15 protein-coding genes are annotated in these 19941 nt (G+C 46.7%); 14 read left to right on the forward strand and 1 reads right to left on the reverse strand.

The window, feature by feature from the left end; genetic code table 11:
* Positions 1-66: 66 nt before the first annotated feature.
* From ACMXI2_RS19135 to ACMXI2_RS19170, 8 genes are all read left to right on the forward strand, one after another.
* A complete protein-coding gene (locus tag ACMXI2_RS19135) occupies positions 67-1299 on the forward strand; it encodes an N-acetylmuramoyl-L-alanine amidase family protein (RefSeq protein WP_483777681.1) in 1233 nt (410 codons plus the stop codon).
* Positions 1300-1424: 125 nt separating this feature from the next.
* Positions 1425-2423 (forward strand): MlaD family protein, encoded by a 999-nt coding sequence (locus tag ACMXI2_RS19140; protein WP_483777682.1) that lies wholly within the window; start codon positions 1425-1427, stop codon positions 2421-2423.
* A 9-nt stretch (positions 2424-2432) separates the two neighbouring features.
* Positions 2433-4316, forward strand: a complete 1884-nt coding sequence (locus ACMXI2_RS19145; RefSeq protein ID WP_483777683.1) for an OstA-like protein — start codon at positions 2433-2435, stop codon at positions 4314-4316.
* Positions 4317-4411: 95 nt separating this feature from the next.
* Positions 4412-5623, forward strand: a complete 1212-nt coding sequence (nhaA, locus tag ACMXI2_RS19150; protein ID WP_483777684.1) for a Na+/H+ antiporter NhaA — start codon at positions 4412-4414, stop codon at positions 5621-5623.
* Between the two features lie 85 nt (positions 5624-5708).
* Positions 5709-6236, forward strand: a complete 528-nt coding sequence (locus ACMXI2_RS19155) for a hypothetical protein (RefSeq protein ID WP_483777685.1) — start codon at positions 5709-5711, stop codon at positions 6234-6236.
* A gap of 100 nt (positions 6237-6336) precedes the next feature.
* The gene (locus tag ACMXI2_RS19160) at positions 6337-7854 is read left to right on the forward strand and encodes an NAD(P)H-hydrate dehydratase (RefSeq protein ID WP_483777686.1); all 1518 of its coding nucleotides are present in this window, start codon (positions 6337-6339) and stop codon (positions 7852-7854) included.
* 178 nt (positions 7855-8032) lie between these two features.
* The gene (locus tag ACMXI2_RS19165) at positions 8033-10246 is read left to right on the forward strand and encodes a sodium-translocating pyrophosphatase (protein ID WP_483777687.1); all 2214 of its coding nucleotides are present in this window, start codon (positions 8033-8035) and stop codon (positions 10244-10246) included.
* A 382-nt stretch (positions 10247-10628) separates the two neighbouring features.
* Entirely contained in the window at positions 10629-11258 is a 630-nt protein-coding gene (locus ACMXI2_RS19170) for an NAD(P)-dependent oxidoreductase (protein ID WP_483777688.1), read from the forward strand.
* A gap of 54 nt (positions 11259-11312) precedes the next feature.
* On the opposite strand, the gene ACMXI2_RS19175 is transcribed toward ACMXI2_RS19170, so the two are convergent.
* Positions 11313-12311 carry a helix-turn-helix transcriptional regulator gene (locus ACMXI2_RS19175; protein WP_483777689.1) on the reverse strand — a complete coding sequence of 333 codons (999 nt, stop codon included), beginning with the start codon at positions 12309-12311 and terminating at the stop codon, positions 11313-11315.
* Positions 12312-12421: 110 nt separating this feature from the next.
* On the opposite strand from ACMXI2_RS19175, the gene ACMXI2_RS19180 reads away from it, so the two are divergent.
* The 6 genes from ACMXI2_RS19180 (at position 12422) to ACMXI2_RS19205 (ending at position 19880) form a co-directional block, all read left to right on the forward strand.
* Positions 12422-12634 carry a hypothetical protein gene (locus tag ACMXI2_RS19180; RefSeq protein WP_483777690.1) on the forward strand — a complete coding sequence of 71 codons (213 nt, stop codon included), beginning with the start codon at positions 12422-12424 and terminating at the stop codon, positions 12632-12634.
* A gap of 183 nt (positions 12635-12817) precedes the next feature.
* Positions 12818-15199 (forward strand): TonB-dependent receptor, encoded by a 2382-nt coding sequence (locus ACMXI2_RS19185; RefSeq protein WP_483777691.1) that lies wholly within the window; start codon positions 12818-12820, stop codon positions 15197-15199.
* 21 nt (positions 15200-15220) lie between these two features.
* The gene (locus tag ACMXI2_RS19190) at positions 15221-16084 is read left to right on the forward strand and encodes a DUF4249 domain-containing protein (RefSeq protein ID WP_483777692.1); all 864 of its coding nucleotides are present in this window, start codon (positions 15221-15223) and stop codon (positions 16082-16084) included.
* Between the two features lie 119 nt (positions 16085-16203).
* On the forward strand, positions 16204-17067 hold the full coding sequence (locus ACMXI2_RS19195) for a sterol desaturase family protein (RefSeq protein WP_483777693.1): 864 nt from the start codon (positions 16204-16206) through the stop codon (positions 17065-17067).
* Positions 17068-17224: 157 nt separating this feature from the next.
* Positions 17225-17614: a BlaI/MecI/CopY family transcriptional regulator gene (locus ACMXI2_RS19200; protein WP_079473376.1), complete on the forward strand. Its 390-nt coding sequence runs from the start codon at positions 17225-17227 to the stop codon at positions 17612-17614.
* Positions 17615-17624: 10 nt separating this feature from the next.
* On the forward strand, positions 17625-19880 hold the full coding sequence (locus ACMXI2_RS19205) for a M56 family metallopeptidase (protein ID WP_483777694.1): 2256 nt from the start codon (positions 17625-17627) through the stop codon (positions 19878-19880).
* Positions 19881-19941 lie beyond the last annotated feature (61 nt).

Here is a 19941-nt window from a genome sequence, read left to right on the forward strand (position 1 = left end):
TTAATTTAACAGATAAACTTATTTTTTTATTTTTTGTGAAAAACAGCACCCATTAAAATGAGAATCATGCGCTGGAACCGATTTTGGATTTTAGGACTGGGAACACTACTCACCTGTACCTTATTTATTCAGGCCAAAACAAATCCCGTTTCCGATAAACAGGACAAGCCTATACGAACTATTGTTATTGATGCCGGCCACGGCGGTGAAGATCCCGGCGCAAAAGGCAGCTATTCTACCGAAAAACAGGTAACCCTGGAAGTGGCACTGAAACTGGGAAAGATCCTGGAAGAAAATATGCCCGATGTAAAGGTAGTGTATACACGAAAAAGTGATCGCTTCGACGATCCCCGCAAAAAAGCCCAGATTGCCAACGACAATAAAGGGGAACTTTTTGTGTCTATCCACTGTAATTCTACCGGGAAGATCCGCAAAGTAACCGGTTACAAAACCACCTACCGTAAGAAAGGGAAAAAGAAGATCCCGGTAAAAACACCGATATACGCTTACTACCCCAGCAATGCCAAAGGCACAGAAACGTATATATGGGCTACCAGTAAAAACAACGCTAAGATGGAGTCCCTGAAACAAAACTCCGTTATCGTGCTCGATGCCAACTCAGAAGAAAGCCAGCAGCTGATGAGCGACGATCCGGAAACCTTCATCCTGCTCAATACCCTGAGAAACGCCTACTTCGACCAGAGCCTCCGCCTCTCTACCCTCATTGAAGATGAATTTACCCGGGTAGGACGTATCAGCCGCGGCGCCAGGCAAAGAAATGAAAAAGGAATCTGGGTACTGTCTGCCACCGCCATGCCAAGCGTGTTAGTGGAACTGGGCTTTATCAGTAACCCGGAAGAAGAAGATTACCTCAACTCCAACAATGGACAACAGGAGCTGGCCAATTGCATTTATAAAGCCATTAAGCGTTACCGTGAGGAACTCGACAGGTTTACCAATAACCGCAATACCCAGCCGTCTACCACCAAAGTATCTGCTAAAAGCAATAACACCACCGCTTACTTAAATACCAGCAACAGGAGCAGCAATGATAAATCCGCGCCTGTACCCGGCGACAGCTATTGCGTACAACTCATGATTACTGACAAATTTTATAAACCGGGAGCTTCCATTTTCAGGAAGCTCCGCGGTGATGTGAACCGTCAACCCATCGTGATGAATAAAAAAAAACTGAACAAATATATCCTGGGCCGGTTCAGGACCGATGAACAAGCCTCCGGCGCCATGCGCAAAGCCCGCAAATTGGGTTTTAAAGACGCTTTCGTAACTTCCTGTTAATCATAACACCTCCCCAATCCCCTCTCCTTATTACCCCCCTTTCCTCTTTTTTATTACTAACATTTTCGTACGATCACTTCCGTGCATGCTTTTTGATTATTTTTGCGTGAACGTATACGAATCTCATGCTCAAATTATCTAACGAAACCAAAGTAGGTGTATTAACTGTGCTGGGTATAACCTTACTTGTGCTGGGCTTTAATCTGCTGAAAGGAAAAAGCCTGTTTTCAAATAATAAAACCATTTACGCCGTATACCACCAGGTAAACGGTTTACAACCAGCCAATGCCGTACAGGTAAATGGTCTGGTAGTTGGTAATGTAGCTAACCTGGAAGTAATGGGCAAAGATGCTTCCCGCATCCTGGTAGCCATCACCATTAACAAAAAAATTGATATCCCCCGTAATTCTGTAGCGCGTATCAGCAGCGACCTGCTAGGTACCAAAACAGTACAGCTCGACCTGGGTAACGCCGGCGAATATCTGCAAAATGGCGATACCATCTACGCAGCCGTGGATGGCTCTATGACCGATGCCCTGAAAGAACAGCTTAACCCGCTGGTAAAAAAACTGGAAGGCACCCTGTCTAATATCGACTCCGTACTGATGTCGGTAAATGCCATTCTCGATACCACTGCAAAAGGCAACCTCCAGGACGCCATCCGCAACCTTAATACCACCATGCGTAACTTTACGCATACCTCCGCATCCCTCAACGGTATGCTGGATCCCAACAACGGTAACATCCAGAAAACATTCGATAACCTGGCCGCCGTTACCGGTAACCTGAAAGAGAATAACGGTAAAATTACCGGTATACTGGATAATGCCCAGAAAGCCACCGATGCGCTGGCTAAAGGCAACATCGACAAAACACTGCAACAACTGCAGCAAACTGTCACCGGCCTTAACCAGACCCTCAACAAACTGAATACAACCGACGGCACTGCAGGCATGCTGCTGAACGATAAAAAAGCGTACAACAACCTTCAGTACTCATTGGGTAATCTGAATAAACTGCTGGAAGACCTGCGGGTTAATCCAAAACGTTATGTACACTTCTCCCTGTTTGGCAAAAAAGATAAAACGAAACCGTTACCTTCTGACACAATAACGGTACAATAAAAAGAATCAATGCATCGATACATAAAATCAGGGATTTTTCTGGCCGTCATCTGCCTGCTGGCAGCTACGGCCAGCGCCCAGTTTCCGGCCCAACCGGCGCCGAAAACCGGGTCTGTAATTGAAATTATTCACGCGGATACACTGATCATGAATGAAAAAGATTCTATCAGCGTTACCCGCTTCATCGGCAACGCCGTATTTAAACAGGGAACTACCCTGTTTAACTGCGACAGCGCCGTGAAAAATAATAAAACCAATATCATCGACGCATACGGCCATATACATATTAACCAGGCCGACAGCGTTCATATTTACGGTAATTACCTGAACTATGACGCCAATACCCGCATTGCACTCCTCAGGGAAAATGCAAAACTCACAGACGGAAAAGTAACCATCACCGGACCGGAACTGCAATACGACATGAACGCCAAGATAGGCTCCTATGTTAAAACCGGTCAGCTCGTAAATGGTAAAAGTGTACTCACCAGCGATGAAGGATACTATTACACCGATACCAAAGAAATGCACTTCATGCGGAATGTATTGCTGGTAGATCCGGAATACACCCTCAGCACCGATGAACTGCTCTATAACACCGATACCAAAATAGCCACCATCGTAGCGCCTACCACCATCAACAATAACGACAAAAGCGTAATGTACGCCACCAGCGGTTATTATGATACGGAAAAAGGATACGGTAACTTTGGTAACAGGCCTACCATCGAAGACAGCACCGGCACCATTACCGCCGATAACATAGAAATGGATAAACTCTCCGGCATGGCCTATGCCACCGGTAACATGGTGTATAAAGATACCGCCCGCAAAATGTCGCTGCTGGCAAACAGGGGCATCGTAAACCAACGCGAAAAAACGATCCTCGCCACCCAGAAGCCGCTGCTCATCATGGAAAAAAATAAAGATACCCTGTATATGGCCGCCGACACCCTGTTTTCAGGCGTGATCAGACCAGACGACAGCTTATCTATTCCCTCTGTGGCCGGCCTGAAACGCATCCCGGATTCTCCCACGAAGAATCTGAAAACAATCAAAAATATACGACCGCCGGAGAAATTTACCGCTACCATATCCCCCATCACACGCGGCGACTCTATCGCCCGGAGACAACAGGATAGTGTAGCCGCCAACGTTATGATGTTCATCGCCGACAGTACCCTTGCCAAAACCAGGCAGAAACTGGATTCTGCGGTAACAAACATAAAAGTGGCGCCCATACCGGATGTAGTGATGCACGATTCCCTGCCCGGTATCAAACACCATGCAGACAGTATGGCCCTCACGGCGCCTAAAGACACCAGCGAGCAACGTTATATCCTCGCTTACCATCATGTAAAAATATTCTCCGACTCCCTCCAGGGCGTGGCAGACAGCGTATACTATTCGTCAAAGGATTCTATCTTCCGCTTTTATGGTACCCCGGTACTCTGGTCCAATAACACCACCCAGCTAAGCGGCGATACCATTCTCATGTTCACCAAAAACCAGACAGCAGATAAAATGCTGCTCAAAAACAACGGCTTTATTATTAATGAAGCCGGACCAGGCATGTTTAACCAGATCAAAGGCAACGTGATTACCGGCTACGTGCTGGGTGAAACCCTCGACTGGATGCATGTGGAAGGGAACGCAGAAACGATCAACTTTATTAAAGACAAAGCCGGCGCCTATATGAGCGTCAACAAAGCCCAGTGCGCCATTATCAATATCTTCTTTAAGAAAGGGGAAGTAGATAAAGTAGTACTGATCAAAGATCCGGAAGGAACCGTGTATCCGTTTACACAACGACCTAAAGACCAACTCCTGCTGGAAAACTTTAAGTGGGATATTAAACGGCAACCCAAAACAAAATACGAGCTAATGCAATAATTTTCGTTGGAATGATACCTGGAAATGGCTGATTCACCGCGGTCATTTCCAATATCATATCTCCCGGAAATATTTTTTCACCCAAAAGAAATGCTGTGATCAAGACCTCTATTAACATCATACGGAAAACACTGATGTCCCCTATCTATACTTTTCTGAAAGATAGTCGCGCGGTAGGAATAGTACTCATTGTATGCACTATCATATCAATGGTACTGGCTAATTCCGGTGTGCAGGAGGATTATATAGGGTTCTGGAATACTTTATTTGATCCCGCAGGCGGTCACCATTATCAATACCGGTCTTTACACCTGCCCAATTCCTACCTGTTATGGATAAACGACGGTATGATGGTACTATTCTTTTTCCTGGTGGGAATGGAAATAAAAAGGGAACTCACCGTAGGAGAATTATCTTCTGTGCGCAAATCCATTTTGCCGGTACTGGCTGCCATCGGCGGAATGATGTTCCCCGCGCTGATCTTCGCCCTCTTCAATAAAAATACCCCCTATGCACATGGCTGGGGTATTCCTATGGCTACTGATATCGCTTTCTCACTGGGTATTTTGTCCCTGCTGGGAAGAAGAGTGCCGGTAGGTCTCAAAATCTTCCTGATGGCGCTGGCCATTATCGACGATCTGGGCGCCATATTAACCATTGCCATCTTTTATACCCCGCACCTGGATGTAAAATATTTACTGATTGGTGGTGGTGTATTACTCATACCACTGTTATTGAACGTCCTGAAAGTACAGCGGCTGATCCTTTATTTTATCCCCGGTATTGTACTCTGGTATTGCATCTTCAATTCAGGCGTGCATGCTACCATTGCGGGGGTATTGCTGGCGTTCTGTATTCCGCAGGACCGTATAGCCGGACTGGTGCATAATTTACATGATCCGGTGAATTTTATTATCATGCCTGTGTTTGCCCTCGCCAATACCGCCATCCTTTTACCCGCAGATATCAGCGGCGCGCTGCACAATAAGATTAGTTACGGCATCATTGCCGGATTGATATTGGGAAAACCACTGGGTATTTTTACGCTTTCCTTTGCGGCCGTAAAACTTAAACTGGCCACACTGCCTTCAAAATCAGGCTGGTTACAGCTTGCCGGCGTTGGACTTATTGCCGGTATTGGTTTTACCATGTCTATTTTTATTTCTTCGCTGGCCTACCAGGAAAGGGAAATGCAGATTATAGCTATCATGTCAGTAATTGTTGCCTCCCTCGCAGCAGGCATCGGCGGATTTATTTTTCTGCGACTGATCAAACCGGTTGGCACTGTTCTTGCAAAGCAACCCTGAAATTAATTTCGTCGTGTATATACTTTAGAGAACAAGCCAACGTTTCTCAACGTATATTTTTAAGTTTCATTCAAACAACACATCTATGAAAAAAGTCGTGTTACTTTTCAGCCTTATTGCTGTACTTGCGATCCAGGCAAACGCGCAGAAGAAAAAAAGTTATCAGAGCAGCGATCCATCCAACTACGAAACCGCACTTGGTATCCGCCTGAATCCGTGGGTAGTGGGCTTTACCATAAAGCACTTCATTAAGGGTCCTCACGCAATAGAAGGACTGGTAACCACCAACCACTCACACAAAACAAACGTTACTTTTACCGGCTTGTATGAATACAACTGGAATATAGGTATGCCTGAACTGAATATGTATGCCGGCGGTGGTGCGCACGTAGGCTTCTACGACCGTCGTGATTACGACTGGGACCGTTACATGGAAAAAGGCAAGGGTACTTATGTATCTCCGGGCCTGGATGCTATCATTGGTATCGAATACACTTTCAAGAAAATTCCTTTAAACATCAGTGCTGATCTGAAACCTTACGTACAGTTTGTTGGACCCACCAACTATCTTGGTGAGGAGATCGGCGGTGTGTCTGCCAGGTATACTTTTTAATCCCGGCGACCACTTCATTACAAACGGATCATGAGGCAAGCATGATCCGTTTTTTTATGTTCCTTATTTTGGAGTAATTTTAATGTTCAACATTCGGAACATGAAAATCTTCTCCGCTGCACAGATCCGGGAGGCCGATGCCTTTACCATCGCTCATGAACCCATCAGCAGTACACACCTGATGGAAAGGGCAGCCGGACAATGTGCCGCCTGGCTGGAAGATCATTATTCCCCCTCACATCCGGTTTATATTTTTTGCGGGAAAGGAAATAACGGGGGAGATGGACTGGTCATTGCCCGCTTAATGCTCGGACATGGTTACGATGTACATACCGGCATATTGCAGCATAGCAGCAAAACAAGCCCCGACCATGAACACCAGCTCCACACCCTGCAACAGCTGCATCCCGCAGGGATCTATACCATCGGCGATGTATCCGACTTTCCGGAACTACCTCCCAATGCCATCATCATAGACGCCATTTTCGGTACCGGTATGAGCCGCCCGGTAGACGGCTGGGTAGCAGGTATTATACACCTTATCAACGACCAGCGCCACAAACACCCCATTATAGCCATAGATATGCCCTCCGGCCTGATGGCCGATGAAAGCAGTATACACAGCCCCGTGATACAGGCACACACCACCCTGAGCTTTGAATTTTATAAGCTGGCTTTCCTGTTACCGGAAAATGCACCTTACGCAGGGGATGTACACATCTTGCCGATCGGGTTACACCCCGATTTTATAACGCAAACGCCTGCACGATATCACCTGTCCGACCGTGAAATGATGCGCACCATTTACCGCCCCCGGGATCCCTTCGCCCATAAAGGCACTTACGGCCACGCGCTGCTCGTTGCCGGCAGCTATGGAAAAATGGGCGCAGCGGTATTAAGTGCACGCGCCTGCCTCCGCGCCGGAGTGGGCCTGCTTACCTGTCATGTTCCCCAATGCGGTACCCAGATCATGCAAATCAGCGAACCGGCCGCCATGTGCATCACCGACGAAGACGCCCATTACAACACCCATTTTCATAAAGGAATCAGTTCTGCCGGTTACGAGACCATAGGCATTGGTCCCGGCATCGGCAAACAACCCGGAACAGCCAAATCGCTCGAAATGCTGATGGACGCCTGGCAACGCCCAATGGTAATAGATGCCGACGCCCTCAACCTGCTTTCCGTATATCCCTACCTGTTATATAAAGTGCCGAAAGGATCCCTGCTCACCCCACATCCGAAAGAGTTTGAGCGGTTATTCGGCAAAACAGCCAACGATATAGCGCGGCTGGAATTATTATCAAAAAAAGCAGTGGAGCTGCAGCTGTATATTTTACTGAAAGGACGGTACACCGCCATTGCCTGCCCGGATGGCGCCGTATATTTCAACCACACCGGCAACCCCGGTATGGCTACCGGTGGCAGCGGAGATGTACTCACCGGGATCCTGACCGGTTTGCTGGCGCAGGCGTATACCCCAAAAGCCGCCATGCTCCTGGGCGTGTGGCTGCACGGTTATGCCGGCGACCTGGCAGCGGCGCAGCTCTCACAGGAAGCCATGACCGCATCTGACATTATCACCTCACTGGGCAACGCCTTCCGGGAAGGCATCTGAGCGCTTTATTTTTTTTAGCCTGAAACACTTACTCATGGCCCATGTGTACAATAATTTTATTTACCGCGTACACAATTAATAATTTATGTTTTATATTCATTTGAATATTTTTTTGGAATCCTATTTTTTTTAATCATTAAACTTTTTTATCAACCACGTATTTATAAATTTCGTTTACATGAATATAGTTTACCTCGTTCCATGTTTTGGATTATTGGCATTGTTGTATACGGCTGTTAAAAGCTCCTGGGTTACACGCCAGGATGCAGGTAACGACAAAATGAAAGAGATAGCCCAGCATATCGCTGAAGGCGCTATGGCATTTCTGAAAGCTGAGTATAAAGTCCTTATTTACTTTGTGATTATTGCCGCCCTGCTGTTGGGATACATGGGAGCTACACATGAAAACTCCCACTGGTCTATCGCACTGGCTTTTGTGATTGGTGCGGTATTTTCCGCCACTGCGGGTTTCATAGGCATGAAAATAGCCACCAAAGCCAATGTGCGTACCGCGCACGCAGCGCGTACCAGTCTCGCCAAAGCGCTGCAGGTATCATTTACCGGCGGTTCTGTAATGGGAATGGGTGTTGCCGGCCTGGCAGTTCTCGGATTAGGCTCCTTATTTATTATACTGAAATCATATTTCGGGGCAGAAGCCAATACCGCTGAAATGATCAAAACCATTGAAGTGCTCACGGGCTTTTCATTGGGCGCGGAAAGTATTGCCCTGTTTGCCCGTGTGGGTGGCGGTATTTACACCAAAGCAGCCGATGTGGGCGCCGACCTGGTAGGTAAAGTGGAAGCCGGCATCCCGGAAGATGATCCCCGGAATCCCGCTACTATTGCAGATAACGTGGGCGATAACGTAGGCGACGTAGCCGGTATGGGCGCCGACCTGTTCGGTTCTTACGTAGCCACCGTATTAGCTACTATGGTACTGGGGTCTGAAACCATTTCACATGACGCATTCGGCGGTATCGCCCCTATCCTGCTGCCAATGATCATCGCCGGCGCAGGTATCATCTTCTCCATGATCGGAACCCTCTTTGTTCGCATCGGCGAAGGCTCCGGGCTGAATACCGGCGTAGTGCAAAAAGCACTGAACATGGGGAACTGGGGTTCTATCATATTAACGGCTATCGTTTCCTATTTCCTGGTAAACTGGATCCTCCCGGAAAGCGCCATGACCTTACGCGGTCATGAATTTACCCGCGGACAGGTATTCGGCGCCATCATGGTAGGACTGGCAGTAGGTACGCTGATCAGTATCATCACAGAATACTATACTGCAATGGGTAAACGCCCGGTAAAATCAATTATCCGTCAATCTGCTACCGGGGCGGCTACCAATATTATTGGTGGTTTGTCTGTTGGTATGGAATCCACTACCCTGCCCATCCTGGTGCTGGCTGCCGGTATTGCCGGTTCGTTCCACCTGGCTGGATTATACGGCGTAGCCATTGCCGCAGCCGGTATGATGGCCACCACAGCCATGCAGCTGGCCATCGATGCCTTTGGCCCTATTGCAGATAACGCCGGTGGTATTGCTGAAATGAGTGAACTGCCCAAAGAAGTAAGAGAAAAAACAGATATCCTCGATGCAGTAGGTAACACCACTGCCGCTACCGGTAAAGGTTTTGCCATCGCCTCCGCTGCTTTAACCGCACTGGCGCTGTTTGCCGCCTTTGTGGGCGTGGCTGGTATCCAGGGTATCGACATTTATAAAGCCAACGTACTGGCAGGTTTGTTTGTGGGCGGTATGATCCCGTTCATCTTCTCGTCTCTTGCTATTGCGGCAGTAGGCCGTGCAGCGATGGCGATGGTGGAAGAAGTACGCCGCCAGTTCCGCGAAATACCCGGCATCATGGAAGGTACCGGCAAACCGGAATACGATAAATGTGTGGCTATTTCCACGCAGGCATCTATCCGTGAAATGATGCTGCCTGGCGCTATTGCCCTGATCTCTCCTTTGCTGGTAGGCTTTATAGCTGGTCCGGAAGTATTGGGTGGGTTCCTCGCCGGCGCTACCGTTAGTGGTGTACTGATGGGAATTTTCCAGAACAACGCCGGTGGCGCCTGGGATAACGCAAAAAAATCTTTCGAGAAAGGCGTGGAAATCAACGGCGAAACCTACTACAAAAAATCTGAGCCGCATAAAGCATCCGTAACCGGCGATACCGTAGGCGATCCGTTTAAAGACACTTCCGGCCCAAGTATGAACATCCTCATCAAACTGATGTCTATTGTATCATTGGTGATTGCACCCACCCTGGCGGAGATGTTTCATACCAAACAACCACCGGTTCCTCCTACCGTTAAAACAGAAACTGTACAACCGGCTGCCAAAACGGTAAGCAGCAAGATGACTGCTTACCTCGTAGAAAAGAAATAACTTTCGCGGATGTTGTCTTTCTCAGGATTAACCGTGATTAAGTTGATTTACTTGATTTTACTTTTTGGATTTTAGAAATGATTTTAAAAGGATTTTGGGAGATATAAGCGAATATATCCGCTTATATCTCCCAAAATCTTTCTAAATCAAAAGTGATCAAATCCCTAAATCAGCTTAATCACGGTTAATCCTGAGAAAGACAACATCCGCAAAAAACAATTGGTAATTAAAATATCTTCCCTATCTTTGTACTGTAATTATTTTTATTACAGATCAGAAGATCTGTTTTTTTTATCCTCTAAACTGTAATATTTTTCCTAACAATTAGAACAATCAGCACGGGCAGGCTGTATTACTTAGTCACTACAAAAAAATAAAAATCATGAAAGTTGCCATCATCGGAGCATCCGGATTTATAGGATCAGCCATTTTAAATGAAGCGCTGAGCAGAGGACATGAAGTTACCGCTATCGTTCGTCACCCGGAAAAGATAACCGTTACCAACGCGCATCTTACCATAAAAAAGGGAGACGCTACCAACGAAGCAGAGTTAATTCCGCTGCTGACTGGCAATGAAGCCGTGATCAGCGCTTACAGCGCCCATGACTCCGCCACTTACGTAAAAGCAATCAACGCCATTATTAATGCTACCAAAAAATCCGGTATCAAAAGACTGATCGCTGTGAGTGGTGCAGGCAGCCTGGAAATCGCGCCGGGAGTGCAATTGCTGGATACCCCCGAATTCCCCGCAGAGTGGAAAGGCGGCGCCACTGCCACCCGCGACGCATTCAATGTGATTAAACAATCTACAGATCTCGACTGGACCGTAATAAGCCCGGCTATGATGATAGAACCAGGTGAACGTACCGGTAAATTCCGTTTGGGCACAAACCAGGTAGTGTTTAATGATAAAGGAGAGAGTAAAATTTCTTCGGCCGACTACGCAGTAGCCTTGCTGGATGAACTGGAACAGCCGCAACATATCAAACAACGCTTTACACTGGCGTATTAACAGGAGAATAAAAGGACAGGAGAAACGGTTGGTTTCTCCTGTCCTTTTTTATTCTTACCCCCTGACTTTCCCGGGACTCACCCCGAATTTCTTACGGAAAGCAGTACTGAAGTGCTGGGGAGACGAATATCCGGCCTGCTCCGCAATGAGCGACATGGGCAGATCTCCGCCCTGTATCAGTTCCCTGGCCAGTTCCAGGCGGTGGTCGTTTAAATAACCAAATACCGTATTATCAAAAATGGCCTTAAAGCCTGATTTCAACTTAAATTCATTCAACCCCGCTTTGCGCGATAACTCCTCCAGGCTCAGTGGCTGTTGCACATGCTGTATCACCAGGTCCCTGGCGTAATACAGCTTCTCCACATCCCGCGGAGTGATCTTATTGCGTAAAGGCGTACCGGACGATTGAGCCGCTTCCATCTGCTCACATTGCAGCGCGAGCAATTCCATCGCTTTGGACTGTAAAAACAGCTTTTTCAATCCGCCCTGGAATTTGCACTGACGCACCTCTTCCATTACCATCTTCATGCGGGGAGTGATCCGGGGATTATACTTATCCGCCAACGTTACAGATTTATTCCCGGCCACGTTATTGGCCAGTCCATCCAGCACCCTCCCATTATTCTCCGCCAGCTCCAGGAAACGCGCCGGCGTAAAGCTCAGGCCCAAAAGGTGAATGTCCCGCTGCTTCTTTACCGCTACCGTCTCCGTTTGCACCGGGCTAAACATGAGATTATGCTCCTGTGTGGAAAACCTGAAATTGTCTGAAATCCCCCCCAGTGTGGTAGTAATATCTCCCTGTTCCATGAACAACAGCATGACCAGGGGTTCAATAAAATCTGAAGAAATATGGATATTCTCGTAAACCTGTGCCTTGCAACAGGCAATGCTGGTGCCTTCGAAGTTATATTCGTGCACAGTGGCAGAGCCAAAATCCTTATGCAGTTCCTGGGTTTCTTCAATCATTCCCCTGGAACGGATCTTATGGTAATCGACAGGAATTTCTTCCATTAGCAATACCTGGTTGGCATCATCTGTAATAACTAAGCCCATAAAAAAATCCGTTTCGTATAATTGATAATCCGTCTCGTGTAACAGTTATATGGGATAACAGTAGCAAATTTGCATAAAAATATTCCGAATACTCAAAAAAATTATAATCTATGTTGGGAATATTCCGTACCAATATTACAACTGTTCAGGATAGAAACAATGTTATTGACGCCATTTCAGCACAATTTACCGTAAATGCCTGTAGCGTAGACCTGGAAGACTGTGACAAAGTACTACGTATTGTAAGCCCTCAATCATTGACAGAACAAACTATTATAGATTTTGTAACCCGGCTCGGGTTTAACTGTGCCATCCTGGACTGACAGGGGCTTACATTTTATTAAAAAAGGAAGGCGCGGGCCTTCCTTTTTTCGTTAAATCATGTTATAACACAATTATGATTTAAAAAAATAATTTATCGCCGTAGGGGTAACATATTTTAGCGACGTCTTATATGCATGCTACAAAAATGCAACAGACATAATATAAAACTGCATCTGACTTTTATGAAAACTAAGGCAACCATGTTGCTGTCTCTGCTTATTTTGATCCTCGCAGGACAATCAGCAACCGCACAGCAGCAACGATATACCGTAAGCGGCTATGTAAAAGACAAGAAGAACGGGGAAAGCCTGGTAGGCATTTCCATTGGCAAAAGCGGCACCAGTCTGGGTACCGTGAGTAACCAATACGGGTTTTACTCCCTTACGCTTCCAGCCGGAGAACACGAACTGCAGTTCTCTTATATGGGCTACGGTACCTATAAAACAACCGTTAACCTGAGAAAAAACGTTACACTGGATGTAAACATGGAAGCCACCAGCAGCCAGCTGAACGTAGTAACCGTTAACGGCCAGAAACAGGAAAGGACCGTTAATACCCTGAATACCAGCATCAACAAACTGGATATACAGCAAATGAAAAAGATGCCCACCTTCATGGGTGAGGTAGATGTACTGCGGGCCATCCAGACCCTCCCCGGCGTTAACACCGTTGGTGAAGGCGCTTCCGGCTTTAACGTACGCGGTGGTAACAGCGATGAAAACCTCATCCTCCTGGATGAAGCGCCTGTATACAACTCCACCCACATGCTCGGCTTCTTCTCTGTATTCAACCCGGATGCCGTTAAAAGCCTCAACCTCATCAAAGGAGGATTCCCCGCTGAATACGGAGGCAGAACCTCTTCCGTACTGGATATCCGTATGAAAGACGGTAACAACCAGGACTTCAACATAAACGGCGGTATCGGTAACATCTTCAGCCGCCTGGCGGTGGAAGGCCCGCTGGTAAAAGACAAATCTTCTTTTATAGTGGCCGCCAGAAGATCTTATATAGATATCCTGATGAAACCTTTTGTAAAGGGAGATATGAAAGATACCAAGCTCAATTTCTACGATCTCACCGCCAAAGCCAACTACAAATTCAATAAAAATAACTCCTTGTTTGTAAGCGGATACTTCGGCAGAGACGTTTTCGGCTTTGGAAAAGATATAAACATGAACTGGGGTAACAGCACCGCCACCGTAAGATGGAATCACGTATTCACCAACCGCCTGTTCATGAACTTCACTACTTATTATAGTAAGTATGATTACAGCCTGAAGTTCAGCAACGATTCCAAGAAAGCAACCAATGAAGATTCACAGGGATACGACTGGACATCCAACATTATCAACTACGGCGTAAAACCTTCCTTCACCTACTACATCAATGCCGCCAACAGCCTTCATTTTGGGGTACAAGGCATCTATTATACCTTTAAACCCGGTACAGGTACCAGCACAGAAGGCGCCATACAGCACGTTAAACAAATTAACGATCAGCACGCACTGGAATCAGCCGTATACTTGGATCATGAATTTAAACCGACAAAGAAATTTGGCGTTCAGTACGGCGGCCGTTTATCTGCCTATCAATTCATCGGCAAAGGAACTGCTTACTATTTTGCGGATACAACACCAGGCATCCGCAAAAGATTAATCAGCAGCAAAGACTACAACGGCAATGACCTGATCAAAGGCTACTATTACTTCGAACCCAGGATCAGCGCCCGGTATGCGTTTACAGACCAACACGCTGTAAAGCTGGCCTATAGCAGAACTACACAGTTCATGCACCAGCTGTCCAACACCGCATCCCCTACTCCCCTGGATATCTGGACACCCAGCACCAACAATATCAAACCAATGGTGTCTGATCAGTATACCGCAGGCTACTTTTACAATGCGCCTAACGATGCCTACGAACTGTCTGCCGAAGTGTTTTATAAAACCACCGACAACCAGCTGGATTACATTGACAACGCCAACCTGCAGCTGAATCCCCTTATCGAAGCAGATCTGCTGCCTTCCCAGGGACGCGCTTATGGACTGGAACTCTATGTAAAAAAAGATATCGGCAAAACTACCGGCTGGGTAAGCTATACGCTGTCACGCACAGAAAGAAAAACCACCGGCATCAGTATGGATGAATGGTTCCTGAACCGTTACGACCGCACCCACAATCTGAACCTGGTGTTAACGCATACTTTCACGAAACGCACGTCCCTGTCGGCCAACTGGGTATTCGCCTCCGGCACACCGGGAACTTTCGCTGATAACAGGCTGGAATTCCAGGACTGGGACATTCCTTACAACAGTACCGAGAAACGCAACAACTATCGCCTGCCGGCGTATCACAGACTGGATCTGTCTATGACACTGAAAGGCAAACAGCTGAAACGCTGGAAAGGAGAATGGGTATTCTCACTGTATAACGTATATGCCCGCAGAAATGCCTACACCATCTACTTTAAACAAAACGACGATGATCCTACCAAACGGGAAGCAGTGCGCATGTCTATCATAGGCTCTATTATCCCTGGTATCACATATAACTTCAAGTTCTAATTGTCCAAAATTCAAGATCAGATGAAAAAGTCATTATTCCTCATATTGTTTGCTGTTGCTGCAGGTTTTACCGCCTGCGAAGACAAGATTGACCTGGACATTGCGAAAGGAATATCCTACCCGGTACTGGATGCATGGATTACCAATGAAACCGGTATACAAACCATCAAGTTTACCATGTCGGTGCCCTATACGGATAACAGCCCGGCTCCCATCATCGATGATGCGAAGATCACCCTGTTTGACCTGACCAGCGGCGAGTCTTATCCATTCCTGTTCAAAGACAACAAATACACTTACAACGCTTCCAGCAAAGCTATCGGTGTTATAGGCCACGGATACAAGCTTCATGTAGAATTCAAAGGTGAAATATTTGAAGCGTTCGATAGTATCAAAAGAGTAACAAGCATAGATTCTATCTCTTATGAATTCAAAACAAAAGAGGAGTCTATCAGCAACAAAGAAGGCTACTACGCCAAGTTCCACGCCAGGGACCTGGCCGGTGCAACAGATTATTACTGGATCCGCTCTTACCGCAATGATACGCTCAAACGCCTGGAAGATAACTTCTCCGTTGATGGCTCCTACGATGAAGGCGTTTCCGATGGCAACACGTTCATTTTACCGATAAGAGAAGGCATCACAGACTACGATAAACCTTTCCAGGCAAATGAAAAGGCCATCGTAAGAATGCTTTCCCTCACCCACCCAAGCTACGATTTTCTTACCCAGGTAAATAACCAGGTAAATGCCGGCGGATTATTTGCCAAAGTATTGGAAAACGTAAAAAGCAATGTACACAATACCACCCCTTCCGGTAAAACAAGGATCCTGGGCTGGTTTGGCACATCTGCCGTGAGCCGCGCAGAGAGAACATTTAAATAGTGCCTGTTTTTTAATATAAAATGCAGCGGGGAAATTTTCTCTCCGCTGCATTTTTGCTTCCATCACCGCGGGAAGCCCGGCAAAAAATCGTTAACTTCCGTAACAGAAAGTTACCACATATGCCTCCCGACCTGATAACATATGCCATTCCCGGATTTGTGCTGTTGATACTGCTGGAAATTGTTTTTACAGCAATCGATAAAAAGAATATGTATGAACCCAAAGATGCCCTCAGCAGTATTGCAATGGGCCTCGGCAATGTGTTTATCGGGATCTTCACCAAAGCTGTTATTTTTGGCATCTATCTTTTTCTCTACCAGTTCCGGCTGTTTACATTAGGCTTTACCTGGTGGGCATGGGTATTATGTTTTTTTGCAGATGATTTCAGTTACTACTGGTTCCATCGCAGCAGTCATAGTATCCGTTTCTTCTGGGCCTCACATGTCATCCATCATTCGTCTGAAAAATACAACCTTGCCACCGCCCTGCGTCAAACCTGGACCGGCAATTTAACCGGCACCTTTACTTTCTGGCTCTGGATGCCGCTTGCCGGGTTCCATCCGGTGATGATAATGAGCATGCAGGCCATCAGCCTGATCTACCAGTTCTGGATCCATACAGAAGTGATTCATAAATTACCGGCGCCCATAGAGTATGTGTTCAACACGCCCTCCCATCACCGCGTGCATCATGGCTCCGATATCGATTACCTGGACCGGAACCATGCGGGAATCCTCATTATCTGGGATCGCATGTTTGGCACCTTCACCCCGGAGAAGCAACGACCGGTATATGGCCTCACCAAAAATATACATACCTATAATCCCTTCCGTATCGCCACCCACGAATGGCTGGATATCTGGCGGGATATACGGCATGCCCGTTCTTTCCGTGAAGCCGCGCACTATATTTTTGATGCCCCCGGCTGGAGTGCAGATGGCAGCAGGAAAACCACACGGCAACTGCGAAGGGAACAGGCCTGAGCGGATGTTGTCTTTTTCAGTATAATCAGCGTAATCCTGAAAAAGACAACATCCGCAAAAAAAAATCCTCCCCGATATTTTGCAATTACGAAAACTATCGTACATTTGTTTACGAAGATATTCGTACAACAATAATCGTCATCCATAAATCATTGCTTTGAAACAGATCCGGCCTACAGAAAGTGAATTGGAAATTTTGGGCGTTCTCTGGGAAAAAGGCCCCAGCACCGTTCGTGAGATACATGATATCTTATCTCAAACGAAAGATGCCGGCTACACCACTACCCTCAAACTGATGCAGATCATGCATGAAAAAGAGCTGTTGCAGCGCGATACCAGCAGCAAAACTCATGTATACACTGCCGCCATTTCACAGCAGAAAACACAGCAACAATTACTGGATAAAATGATAGATACCGTTTTTGGCGGTTCGGCTTCTCAACTGGTCATGCAAGCCCTCGGCCATCACCAGTCGTCAGGAGAAGAACTGGAAAAAATCCGGCAATATCTTACTGCAATAGAAAAAGAACAAAAGGAAAACAGGTAAATCTAGTACTATGAATGTATTACCTATTACGGGCGACTTTGTGCGCGCCCTGGGTTGGACGATCCTTCATTCCATGTGGCAGGCGTTCTTCATCTATGCCTGCTTACGGATCGTATTAAAACTATGGCCACAGGCAGGCGCACGGATAAAATACAATCTGTCGCTGCTCTCGCTTTCGGGCATTTTTACCTGGTTCCTCGCTACGTTGTATATGCATGTGCAACGACTGCAGGAAGCAAGAGAAGCAGTATTACACTTCAGTGGTGCGCTTACTATACAGGAACCGGTTCATCTCACCGCAGTGTATCCCAGCCAGGACCCGCTGATATGGCTGTTTCCCAACCTTGAACTTTGTTTTCCTTTCCTGGTAACACTATATATTACCGGTATGGCCGGCATGATCGTCAAACTATTGTCCGATCTGTTTCAACTCCGTAAGATCCGCACCACCCGGATAGAGCCTATGGGAGAAGCATGGGACAAACACCTGGATAAACTGGCCGCCAGATTGCAGATTCCCCGCAAGGTGAAACTTCTCATCTCCAGGCATGTACAGGTTCCCGTGATGCTGGGATTTTTAAAACCCCTCATCCTCTTACCGGTAGCAATGGTGAATAACCTTACGGAAGCCCAGCTGGAAGCAGTACTGCTGCACGAACTGGCGCATATCAAACGCAACGATTATCTGTTGAATATCTTCCAATCAATTGTTGAAACAATTCTTTTCTTCAATCCTTTTGTATGGCTGATTTCCAGAATCATCCGTATGGAAAGGGAACATTGTTGCGACGACCTGGTAATAGCCAGCACCGTACAACCACTGCAATATGCCCATGCACTGGTAGCGTTGGAGGAATACCGCCTTACCGCCAACCGGCTTACTATGGCTGCTGCAAACAGTAAACAACATCTGTTTCACCGCATTAAACGCATCATGGAAATGAAAACTAAACATCTTAATTATAGCCAGAAATTTTTAGCCGTACTCATCATCGCCACTGGCCTTATATCCATTGCATGGTTAAACCCTGCTAAAGGAAAAGACCACAGCGACCAGCAGCAACCGGCAAAAGTAAAGACTGTAAAGGACAGCGCTCCGCAGAAAAAGCTGGCAGCCGTGGAACCGGATGAAACCAGCCGCAAATTCCGGGAACAACTGGAAATTGCTACCACAGATACCGTTCTTCCGGCGCCACCAACAACTGAACCGGCAACTGCTCCCACTCCCGAGCCTGCATCTGCGCCATTGCCACCGGTCGCACCACTGACGCCATTAAAAGGCCATCTGTCAGTAGATGTTTCGGATATCCAGGTAACAGACCAGAGTAACGTTTCCACCAATGTAAATACACGGGTAAACGTAAATAAGAATAATAAACACACAGCAACAACCAGCAAAGCGCAGGCATTTAATTACAACTATAAATTCGACGACCAGTTCAACAAAGACGAAGTACGCCAGCAGATCCGGGAAGCACAAAAAAGCATCCAGCAGGCCATGCAGCAGCTGAACCTGGTAGATATGAAGAAAGTACAGGCGGATATAGCAGAAGCTACCAAAAATATTAAATGGGATGAAGTATCTGCCGAAGCCCGTAAGGCACAGGAAGAAAGCGTGAAAGCCCTGAAAAATATTGATTGGAGCAAAATCAGCACCGCGCAGAAAGAAGCCGCTGAAGCATTGAAGAACATTGACTTTACAGCGCTCAACAAAAATCTCCAGGCCGCATATGCAGGCATCAACACAAAGGAATTCTACGATAAGGTAAGCAAGGAAACAAAGGCGGGCCTAAAAGCTGCCAGCCAGGCCACACAACATGCTGCCACCTCCCTGGAAGAAGCCCGCAAAAACAGGGCGGAAGCACTTGCCAATGCCGCAAGGGTACGGGAAAATATCGCCAGGGAAAGAGAAAATACCAAAAGAACCAGGAACGGAGAATTGAGAGCGAGAGAAGGCGATAAAAGGGCAAGAGAAGGTGCTGAAAGAGCAAAAGAAGGTGAAAGAAGAGCAAGAGAAGGTGCTGAAAGAGCGAAAGAAGGTGAAAAAAGAGCCGCCTTTTATAAAGAAATGATCTCCCAAATGGACGCAGACAAGCTCCTGGACGCAAAAAAAGGTTACAAGATAGAAAAAAATGAAAACGGACTGTTCATCAATGATGTTAAACAACCGGACAACGTGGTAAACAAATACCAGAAATACCTGCAGGCAAAACAGGTTATCATAAAAGGTTCTGCAAACTCATATCATTCCGATATACAAAACTGATTTACTGCCATTCTATTGCAGATTGCATCCGTACCATTACCGTTCATACGGTAATGGTATT

The organism is Chitinophaga sp. G7 BAM 1005 (assembly GCF_057126945.1).

Bases quoted from the DNA above. Each gene is read 5' to 3' on its own strand.
- ACMXI2_RS19190 (WP_483777692.1), top strand. From the start codon at position 15,221: ATGAAAAAGTCATTATTCCTCATATTGTTTGCTGTTGCTGCAGGTTTT.
- ACMXI2_RS19135 (WP_483777681.1), top strand. From the start codon at position 67: ATGCGCTGGAACCGATTTTGGATTTTAGGACTGGGAACACTACTCACC.
- ACMXI2_RS19140 (WP_483777682.1), top strand. From the start codon at position 1,425: ATGCTCAAATTATCTAACGAAACCAAAGTAGGTGTATTAACTGTGCTG.
- ACMXI2_RS19160 (WP_483777686.1), top strand. From the start codon at position 6,337: ATGAAAATCTTCTCCGCTGCACAGATCCGGGAGGCCGATGCCTTTACC.
- ACMXI2_RS19145 (WP_483777683.1), top strand. From the start codon at position 2,433: ATGCATCGATACATAAAATCAGGGATTTTTCTGGCCGTCATCTGCCTG.
- ACMXI2_RS19170 (WP_483777688.1), top strand. From the start codon at position 10,629: ATGAAAGTTGCCATCATCGGAGCATCCGGATTTATAGGATCAGCCATT.
- ACMXI2_RS19165 (WP_483777687.1), top strand. From the start codon at position 8,033: ATGAATATAGTTTACCTCGTTCCATGTTTTGGATTATTGGCATTGTTG.
- ACMXI2_RS19185 (WP_483777691.1), top strand. From the start codon at position 12,818: ATGAAAACTAAGGCAACCATGTTGCTGTCTCTGCTTATTTTGATCCTC.
- ACMXI2_RS19205 (WP_483777694.1), top strand. From the start codon at position 17,625: ATGAATGTATTACCTATTACGGGCGACTTTGTGCGCGCCCTGGGTTGG.
- ACMXI2_RS19195 (WP_483777693.1), top strand. From the start codon at position 16,204: ATGCCTCCCGACCTGATAACATATGCCATTCCCGGATTTGTGCTGTTG.
- ACMXI2_RS19175 (WP_483777689.1), bottom strand. From the start codon at position 12,311: ATGGGCTTAGTTATTACAGATGATGCCAACCAGGTATTGCTAATGGAA.
- ACMXI2_RS19155 (WP_483777685.1), top strand. From the start codon at position 5,709: ATGAAAAAAGTCGTGTTACTTTTCAGCCTTATTGCTGTACTTGCGATC.
- ACMXI2_RS19180 (WP_483777690.1), top strand. From the start codon at position 12,422: ATGTTGGGAATATTCCGTACCAATATTACAACTGTTCAGGATAGAAAC.